The organism is Dactylosporangium sp. NPDC050588 (assembly GCF_040654975.1).
Taxonomy (GTDB): domain Bacteria; phylum Actinomycetota; class Actinomycetes; order Mycobacteriales; family Micromonosporaceae; genus Dactylosporangium; species Dactylosporangium maewongense.
The window spans coordinates 36,506-46,025 of the sequence record NZ_JBFAJA010000102.1; the positions used below are offsets into that span (position 1 = coordinate 36,506).

General features: G+C 67.0%; 4 protein-coding genes and 2 pseudogenes. 4 read left to right on the plus strand and 2 right to left on the minus strand.

The features are described from left to right. The first annotated feature begins 236 nt into the window (after positions 1-236). Positions 237-2,069: an AAA family ATPase gene (locus tag AB0I21_RS48450; protein WP_360571421.1), complete on the plus strand. Its 1,833-nt coding sequence runs from the start codon at positions 237-239 to the stop codon at positions 2,067-2,069. Further along, complete coding sequence (locus tag AB0I21_RS48455) at positions 2,066-3,937, plus strand: UvrD-helicase domain-containing protein (RefSeq protein ID WP_360571423.1); 1,872 nt, start codon at positions 2,066-2,068, stop codon at positions 3,935-3,937. Before AB0I21_RS48450 ends, AB0I21_RS48455 begins: the two co-directional genes overlap by 4 nt. 91 nt (positions 3,938-4,028) lie before the next feature. Here AB0I21_RS48455 and AB0I21_RS48460 read toward each other — a convergent pair. Continuing rightward, positions 4,029-4,739, minus strand: a pseudogene (locus tag AB0I21_RS48460) (IS256 family transposase); the annotation flags it as partial. 111 nt (positions 4,740-4,850) lie between these two features. Here AB0I21_RS48460 and AB0I21_RS48465 point away from each other — a divergent pair. Continuing rightward, positions 4,851-6,383 (plus strand): ISL3 family transposase, encoded by a 1,533-nt coding sequence (locus tag AB0I21_RS48465; RefSeq protein WP_360571424.1) that lies wholly within the window; start codon positions 4,851-4,853, stop codon positions 6,381-6,383. Positions 6,384-6,416: 33 nt separating this feature from the next. Here the strand turns inward: AB0I21_RS48465 and AB0I21_RS48470 are convergent. Next, a pseudogene (locus AB0I21_RS48470) lies at positions 6,417-7,019 on the minus strand (transposase); the annotation flags it as partial. 1,292 nt (positions 7,020-8,311) lie between these two features. Between AB0I21_RS48470 and AB0I21_RS48475 the strand changes: the two are divergent. Then, positions 8,312-9,163, plus strand: a complete 852-nt coding sequence (locus AB0I21_RS48475; protein ID WP_360571426.1) for a tyrosine-type recombinase/integrase — start codon at positions 8,312-8,314, stop codon at positions 9,161-9,163. The last annotated feature ends 357 nt before the right edge of the window (positions 9,164-9,520 follow it).

The following is a 9,520-nucleotide window of genomic DNA, read 5'->3' on the forward strand; positions in this document are numbered from 1 at the left end:
AAGGCGGTCGCAGGCGACTGCCGGGGGCAACAACGCGACGTTGCCGCGCCGAGCACCCTTTTCAATCGTTCTGGCCAGTTTTGCCGTCCCGGCTGGGCTAGCCTCGGTTGGTCTGCGTGGCCGACGCAACGAGCGATGACCTGTTTGGTTACGGCACCTTTCGCTCGCGGACTCTCCCCAGTCCGCCGACTCCGCCCCGCTGTCGCGCTGCGTACGCTGCGCGACGAGGGGAGGACATGGTGTACCTGGCGGAGCTGGGGCTAACTGGGTTCCGGGCGTTCGCCGAGGCGCGGATCGCGCTCCGGCGCGGGGTGACGGTGTTGCTTGGTGAGAACAGCGCCGGAAAGTCGGGCGTGACCGACGCGTTGCGCATGCTCACTGAACCGCTGGATGGCCGGCGGTCGTTGTGGGCCGACGATGATGATGTCTGCCGGGTCGCCGACTACTCGAGTTTCACGTTGCGGATGACGTTGCGCGGCACGGCATCGGAACTCGCCCCGTACAGCGATGCCTTCATCCCATCGTCGACCGCCGACGAGACGCAAGCGCACTACGCGCTGGTCTACGAGCCTCCCGGCTTGGCGGAGACCCGTGGCCGGATGAGCTGGGCCGCCGGCAGCGGGGCTGTTGCCGACGACCCCGACCCCGGGGCCCGTGGTCGGCTGCGGCACGTGTACCTGCCCCCGCTGCGCGATGCGGCCCGGGAACTGGGTCCGGCGGGCAGCTCCCGGATCCGGGCGATCGTCGAGCGGCTGCTCGCCGACGAGGCGTTCGTCGACGAGACGGGCACGCGTCACGACCGGGCACGTTTCCAGCGCGAGGTCGGCGAGCACCTGCGCCTCATTGAACGCAATCCCGTGCTGGTGCGCGCGTCCGAGAAGGTCAACGAACCGTTGACCGCACTGACCAGCGGCGCGCACGAGCACGCAACCGACTTGGGTTATGGCCGGGCAGACCTCGCCAGCCTCGTACGCGGGTTGCGGATGCGAATGGCCGATGCGGGGGTGGAGCCTCGTGACCTCGCCGAGTCGGGCATGGGTTATGCCAACCTCGCTTTCATCGCGACTGTTCTGACCCACCTGCACGCCGCCGCCCAGGCCGATCTCACCCTGCTGCTGGTCGAAGAGCCCGAGGCCCACCTACATCCCCAGCTGCAGGCCGTGCTGCTGGACTATCTGTCTCGCACCGCTCAGGACTCTCAGCGCCAGACCGACAACGGATGGCTGGGCCGCATCCAGGTCGTCGTCACCACACACGCGCCGCTGCTGGCCGCCCACACCGACGTCGACGACATCGTCGTGCTGCAGCGCCGCCCCGTCGCGGTACCCCAGCCGGCTACCGCCGGCGACTCGCCCGATCCCGCGGTGTCGGTGAGGTTCACCGCCGCCGCGGTGGCGGTCACCGAACTCGGCCTCGATGCCGCGGACCGGGCACGGGTCAACCGCTACCTCGATGCCACCCGCAGCAGCATGCTATTCGGACCGCGCACCATCTTGGTCGAAGGGATCGCCGAGGCTCTCCTGCTGCCCGCGATGGCGCGCACCCTGTTGACCGGCCGCGACTGGACCCGCTTCGTCGGCTCGACCATCGTCGCGATCGACGGCGTCGACTTCGGCCCCTACCTGCGGATGCTCTTGACCAGGACGCCATCAGGTCGTATCGGCAACCGAGTCGCGGTGCTGACCGACACCGATCCCGGAAAGCGTCACGACCCCATCGGCGCCCTTGAGCGACTCATTGACGGCCTGGTGGCAACCGACGCTGCGGCGGTGTTCGCCTCCCCCAGCACCCTCGAACCGGAACTGCTCGAAGCCGGCAACGCCGCCTTCTGGCCGGCATGGTACGTGCAGCGCCCCACCGCCGGACTCAAACTGAAAGCTCGCGTCGAGACCGCCGCCGACGCCGACGAACGCGCCCGCATCCTGATCGCCGCCATGAAGAAGTCGCGCCTGCGTAAAGGCGACTTCGCGCAGGACTTTCTGGACCACACCACAGCCGGCGGCCACACGCTGCAGGTTCCGACGTACGTTCGCAACGCCCTGGCCTGGCTGATCGCACCACTGTCATGACCACAGCCTCAACCGCCTCCACGCTCGGCGAAGACCTGCGCCGACATCGGGCGATCGCCGCCGCCCAGCAGGACGCCGTGGTGACCGCGACCGCTCCCTGCGCAGTCGTGGCCTGCCCTGGCGCGGGAAAGACGCGGACCATCGTCAACCGGCACTGCGCCACACCGCGCAACCAGCCCATCGGACGCGCCATCGCTTCTTTCACCAAGGTCGCCGCAGCGCAGATCCGCGCCCGTGCTCACGAACTCGGCCGTCCCGACCTGCTGCAACACCCCCACGCCATCATGACCTTGGACGGATTCTTCTGGCGCTTCCTCGTCCGGCCGTTCTTGCCTCCACCCGATGAAGCCAACCCCAGACCGTTCCGGCGACTGGAAAGCTGGCGCGACGCGCCGCGGCAGCTGCGCCAAATCGACTACCTGCCCGACCCCTCGAAGCCTCAGCAGCGGTACACCTTTGACCTCGCGGACTTCCAGTTTCGCTACCCCGGCCAGCTCAGTGCACCGGTCGCCACGCTGACCGGCCGCGCCCGCAGCGACGGCAGTCGTCGGCACCTCAGCGACGAGCAGATCAAGCAGGTGTGTCGCCTGGCCGAACAACGGCGCAGCCAGCTGGCGAACGAGCACCGGATGTTCACCGGCGAAGAAACCCGGCGCGTGGCTGACCGCTACTTGAACCTACATGCGGATCTTCTCGGACAGATGCTTTCCGCGCGGTTCAGCGAACTCGTCGTCGACGAAGCGCAGGACTGCTCGGACGTAGACGTGAATCTGCTTCTGGCCATCCAAACGATGGGCCTCCCAACGCTCGTCATCGGCGACCCCGATCAAGCGATATACGGCTTCCGCAACCCCGGCCCACCCGCGATCAAACGCCTGCTGGGCAAGCTGGACACCATCGAGTTGACCGGCAATTGGCGCTCCTCCACCACGGTGTGCCGACTCGCCGCCACCATGCGTGCCGATCCGCAGTGCCGTCCAGCAGACACCGCCCTGGCCGACCACCATGATCTCGACCTGCCCGTCCACCTCATCCCCCTTGACGGTGGGAAGGAGCTGGAGACCTTCGACGTCATCGCCACCCAGGCTGGCATCCCCCCGACCGGCCGTCTTGTCCTGGCCCACGCTGCGGGGACACTGCCTGGCGCCGGAACTGACCCCCGCCGGCCACCAGCCAACCCCACCAGCGCACTGGCGTGGGCAGTGGCAACGCTTCGCCAGACGATGCCGGACCAACGCACCCGGTCCCTGGCCGAACAAATCCTGCAGGCCGCAGTGGTGCGCCACTGGATGCTCGACGCCGACACAACCACGGCCGCCGACCGCTTCAGCGTCTACGGAATCGACCCGCACCACTTGCGCCGGCTTGCCGCCCGGGCCCTCGACGAGCTACCCGATCTTTCCATTCCCGCCGCGGAATGGTGCGCAGCCGCCCGCCGCGTCCTCAACACGCTGCGACCCCTGCCCAGCAGCGCTGCACCTGCGGGCACGAGCCTGACCTGCCCAAGAGGCAAGGCCAGAAAGTCCGCGGCCTCCCTCGCCGGCGTACCCACCGGTGCGATCCCCAACCAGGCAATTCGCACCGACACCGTGCACCAAGTCAAAGGCGAGGAAACTGACGCCGTCCTAATGCTCCTCCCCGACGACGAGCGCACCACCCACCTGCTCTCGACATGGACTGCCGGAGCAGTCCCAGCTCCGACCGGCCCGGCCCCCACCGAGCACGAGACAGCCGAATCCCTCCGCGTGCTGTACGTCGCCGTCACCCGCGCCCGCCGCCTCGCCGCGCTCGCTCTCCCCGCCCGGCACCTCGCCGCGACCGCTGAATACCTTGCCGGCCGGCACGTGCCCACACAGATCTGCTCCTAGTCATCATCGCCACCACGCGATAGCTGATCTTCACCGAGTGCCGCCAGCCTGGGGTCTGTCAACTTAACGGTGTAACTCGACTCGTTGAGAACTACTTGCGACCTGCGGAGAGTCGTCCTTCGAAGGTCATCTCGAAGGCGTTGAGGGCGGGTTTCCAGCGCATCGTCCAGCGCCGCCGGCCGGTGCCGGTCGGGTCCAGGCTCATCACGGCGAGGTAGACACACTTCAGCGCGGCGGCCTCGTTCGGAAAGTGGCCGCGGGCCCGGACCGCGCGGCGGATCCGGGCGTTGACCGATTCGATCGCGTTCGTGGAACACACCACGGTGCGGATCTCGGTGTCGAACGCCAGGAACGGCACGAACTCCGCCCAGGCGTTGTCCCACAACCTGATGATCGCCGGATATCGAGCGCCCCAGGCATCGGTGAACTCGGCGAAACGTTGCCGCGCCGCAGCCTCTGTCGCTGCCGTGTAGACGGGTCGCAGCGCCTTTGCGATGGCGTCCCAGTGCTGCCGGCCGGCATACCGGAAACTGTTACGCAGCAGGTGAATGATGCAGGTCTGGACCACCGCGAGGGGCCAGGTCGCCTCGATCGCGTCGGGCAGGCCCTTCAGCCCGTCGCAGACGACCATGCACGCGTCCGCGACACCACGGTTGCGCAGCTCCGTAAGGACCTGCAGCCAGAACTTGGCGCCCTCACCACCGTCGCCGGCCCACAACCCCAGGATGTCGCGAGTGCCCTCGACCGTCACGGCCAGGGCCACATAGATCGGCCGGTTCGCGACCTTCCCGTCCCGGATCTTGGTTCTGTCGCTGATCTTGTGATGTGGACAGATCGCCCATGAAGGTCGATGTATTCGCGATCATGCTCGGCGTGTTCTGTTCTGGAAGAGCTGTTGCCGCATCTTGCGGGCTTGTTCATCGATCGAGTCGAACGCGGTTTGGGGGTGGTGGTGCTCGAGGCGCGGGTGCGGTCGGAGGCGGCGGTGTGTGGTCGTTGTGGGGTGCCGTCGGGGCGGGTTCATGGCGGCTATCGGCGCCGGCTTCGGGATGTTGCGGCTGGTGGTGTCGGTGTTGAGGTTCGGTTGTGGGTGCGGCGGTTCCGGTGCGAGAACACGGCGTGTGCGGCGGTGACGTTCGCCGAGCAGGTGGAGGGTCTGACGAGGCCGCATGGTCGCTATACGCCGTTGCTGCAGGGGTTGTTGACGCAGATCGGGTTGGCGTTGGCTGGTCGGGCTGGGGTGCGGTTGGCGGCTGCGGCCGGGTTGGTCGTCAGCCGGCACACGTTGCTGCGGTTGGTGCGGGCGTTGCCAGAGCCGGTGGTGGGGCCGGTGCATGCGGTTGGCGTGGATGACTTCGCGTTCCGGCGGGGCCGGCATTACGGCACGGTCCTGATCGACATGGACACGCACCGGCCGTTGGATATGTTCGACGGCCGGGAGGGTGACGATCTCGCGGCCTGGCTGCGGCAGCATCCCGAGATCGAGGTTATCTGTCGTGATCGTTCGGGTGGCTATGGGGAAGGCGCGAGCCAGGGTGCGCCGCAGGCGGTGCAGGTCGCTGATCGGTTCCATCTGTGGCAGAACCTTGGCCAGGCGGTCGAGAAGACGGTCAACGAGCATCGCGCTCATCTGGGCGACCCGGCGCCGCAGGTCCCGGTGGATGAAGCTCCTGCAACGGTCCAGCCGTTGCCGGAGAAGAAGATCGTCACCCGGTTCCGGGAGCAGTACGCCGCAGTGCATGCTCTGGCGGCGAAAGGGTTGTCGAAGGCGGCGATCGGACGGGAGTTGGGGTTGCACCAGGCCACGGTGCGCAAGTTCGTCCAGGCTCGTTCGGTGGAGGATCTGATCGCGAAGACCGAGCAGCGGGAGCATCTCGTCGACGACTACACCGGCTATCTGCACCAACGTTGGCACGAGGGAGAGCGCAACGCCACGGCGCTGTTCCGGGAGATCAAGAAGCTCGGTTACCCCGGTGGTGAACTGGCGGTCCAACGGTATCTGCGACGGTTCCGGCACGGCCGCGGCCACGCCCCGCAGCCAGGCCCGAAACCGCCGTCCGTCCGGAAGGTCACATCCTGGATCATGACCCACCCCGATCATCTGAAGGATGCCGAAAAGACTGCGCTGCAACAGATCCGCAGCCGTGACAGTGCACTGAACCGACTTGTCGGCCATGTGCGGGCGTTCGCGGTCATGATGACCGGACGGCACGGCGACCGGCTCGAAGACTGGATCACCGCGGTTGAACGAGACAGCCTGGCACCGTTGGCGTCCTTCGCCCGGAACCTTCGCCGCGATTATAACGCGGTCCACAATGGACTTTCGCTTGTCTACAGCTCTGGAGCGGTTGAAGGCACGATCAACCGCCTCAAGATGCTGAAGCGGCAAATGTTCGGTCGCGCAGGCCTCGATCTGCTCCGCAAACGCGTTCTGTTGAGCAGGTGACCACCACTCGCATCACAAGATCAGCGACAGAACCCGGATCTTGACGTGGATCGCGTCGAGGAAGATGACCGGATAGACCGGGTCCAGAGGCCGGTTCTGCCACTCGACCATCCCCTCGACGACCTTGTCGGTGATCGTGGAGATCGTCTGCCGCGACACGTCCGCGCCATACACCTCGGCCAGGTGCGCGGCGATCTCGCCCGTCGTCAACCCCTTGGCGGACAAGGAGATCACCATGTCCTCCACGCCCGTCAGGCGCCGCTGCCGCTTGCGCACGATCTGCGGCTCGAAGCTGCCGTCCCGATCCCGAGGGATGGCGAGCTCGACCGGACCGACCTCGGTCAGGACCGTCTTACCGCGCACTCCGTTGCGGGAGTTCCCGCCGTTCTTGCCGGCCGGGTCGCCCTTGTCATAGCCGAGGTGGTCGGTGATCTCACCCTCCAGCGCCGACTCCAGAACACGTTTGGTCAGCTGCTGCAGCAGACCGCCTTCGCCGGTCAGCTGCAGGCCCGCGGTGCGGGCCTGCTCCACCAACTGGGCGACGAGCTGCGCATCGACGCCGTCCACGGCCGGCTGGGCCGGCTTCCGCTTTGCCACTAGGTCAGTATCGACCCCATTGATCAACACATCCGCCATCAGGTGCTACTCCTTGATCAGGAGTTACACCGTTCGTTTTACAGTCCCCCAGCCTGTTTGCGGCCGGACCGGGGTGTCGCGGAATGCGTTACCGACGGCTGCGTTTGGTGCGTTCGGTGCGACGTGTTGGCGGCGGTTCAAGGAGTGGCACGAGGCCAGCGTCGGGCAGCCGCTGCATGAGCTGATCGTTGGCCGAGCTGCTTGCGGCGGGTCGGCTGGGCGTGTCCGCAGCGGTCGTGACTCCTCGCACCTGCGAGTGCTCAGAAGGAAGCATTACACCTGCCCGAGCCCGGTCCGCCGGGGCAAGCTGGCAGCAAGCACCACCCATTTATGGACGCGGCAGACATCACGATCGAGGCTCGTCGACACAGCCAGTACCGGCTAATCGACAGGAAAAGATGTGCACCAATTGCACGTAGCGGCAGACAGCATCGCATTATCGTCCATCGAACCATGCACGCGCCCGCTTTGCGCATGCACGCGGTAAATTCGGGTTCACTCGCCACTTGAACCCGCCTCGCTGATACGTGCACTGACCTGCGACCATAGCGGCGTCGAAGACCTTCCAGACCACCTCCGAGCTGCCTAAATACTCAGTTGAATTTGCGTATCGGCATTGCTAGAATTTGCGCATGGACACGTGCTTCGAGCACGTATTCCACAAATGGGGGATAACGTCCCCCTTCGACACCAGTATGTGTGGGAATACACCAACATCACCTCAGGGCCCGGTCGCCCGCGATGTTGGCGCGCTACCGCATGCTCGGTGACTCGATCGGGTGACCAGGCCGTTTGTGGTACGCGTGCTCTGATCCCGGTGCGGTCACGATGACCGCCATGAGACGCAGCGGGCCAGCCGTCGAGCAGCCGATCGGCGCGTTGATCCCTCAGCCGCTCCCCCGGCCCAGCCCGGAGCCTCCACCACTACCGACGCTGCCACCGCCACGGGCACCATCCGGGGCCGACGGCGTCGAACTCGACCTGGCCCGACTCGACCGGGCGGGACGCTGCTCCGCCCGCACTCTCCTGCGCCGGCTGGGCTGGAACTCCGAATACCGGTTCGGCATCGACGTCATCGACGGCACGATCTTGATCCAACGCCACCCGCGCGGTCGACTCCTGGTGGACACCCGCGGCACCCTCACCGTGCCCGCTGCGTCGCGACAGCTGTGCGGGATCTCCAGCGGCGACCAGATCGTGCTGGCAGCCGATATTCGTCGTCGCCAGATGAACGGTCTATCCGGCGGCGATGATCGTCCGGCTGCTCACCGAACACCACGCGCACCTCGCGGATGGTCGCCGTGGTCGCTGATCCGGACCGCGTCGCAGCAGCGTGGGCCTCGCTCGCCGGCCTCGGGATCACCCTCGCCGATCTACAGCACGACGCACGACCACGACAGCCGACCTTCGACGAGTACCTGCCGCACGTCGTCGCGGCCGCAGGGCCGAGCGCACGACGCGTCTACAGCAGCTACTGGAACCGGATGGTCAAAACCTGGGCAGGCCGGACGATCGACGACATCGCCGCCAGCGAGATCCAGGCGCTGCGGCTCGTGGTCGTCGCGACCGCCCGTCACCGTCGCAACAGCCGCGGCGGCCGCTACGCCAGCGAATTGTTCGTCGCGGCTGCCCGCGCCTACTACAAGTGCGCTGTCGACGACGGCCTCATCGACGCAGCCGACAGCCCGGCCCACCGCATCAGCAAACCCCGACGCCTGCCCAGCACCCGCCGCGCGCTGACCGCCGATGAACTCACCGAGATCAATCTTGTCGCCAGGACCACCGGCAATGACGTCGTCCTCGACGCGCTCCTCCTACGCCTGCACACCGAGACGGCCTGCCGACGCGGCGGGTCGCTCGGACTGCGGCTCATGGACCTCGACGCCGAACGCGGCCTCGTCCTACTCCGCGAAAAGGGCGGCACCATCAGGTGGCAGCCGGTCAGCCTTGACCTGGCCACCCGCCTCGCGGAGCACGCCCACATCCGCGGTGCCGTCCTGCCCACTGATGCGCTCCTGCGCTATCGCGACGGCAAACCACTCACCAGCCGCGCTACGACCACCTCTGGCACCGCATCGGCTCCCACCTGCCATGGGTCGCCGCACACGGCATCAGCACCCACTGGCTCCGCCACACCACCCTGACCTGGGTCGAACGCCACTTCGGGTACGGCATCGCCCGCGCCTACGCCGGCCACACCGACAACACCGGACCGGCGACAACGACCTACATCCGCGCCGACCTGCAGACCGTCGCCGCCGCACTCGCCGCAATGACCCGCCAACCGCACCCTCTCGCCCCAGCCAGCGACGACCGCCAGAGTGGTCACCTACTGGCTTAACCACCCACCTGGTCCCAGCCGCTGGATCCACGCACGACCCACACTGTGACGGCGAACCGCACGGATCGCGGCAGATGAGGATGTTCAGTCTGGGTAGCCGCCGAGCGGGTCGATGGTCATCGTCTTGTGCTGGGGATGGGGCGACAGCCAGCCGGTCGAT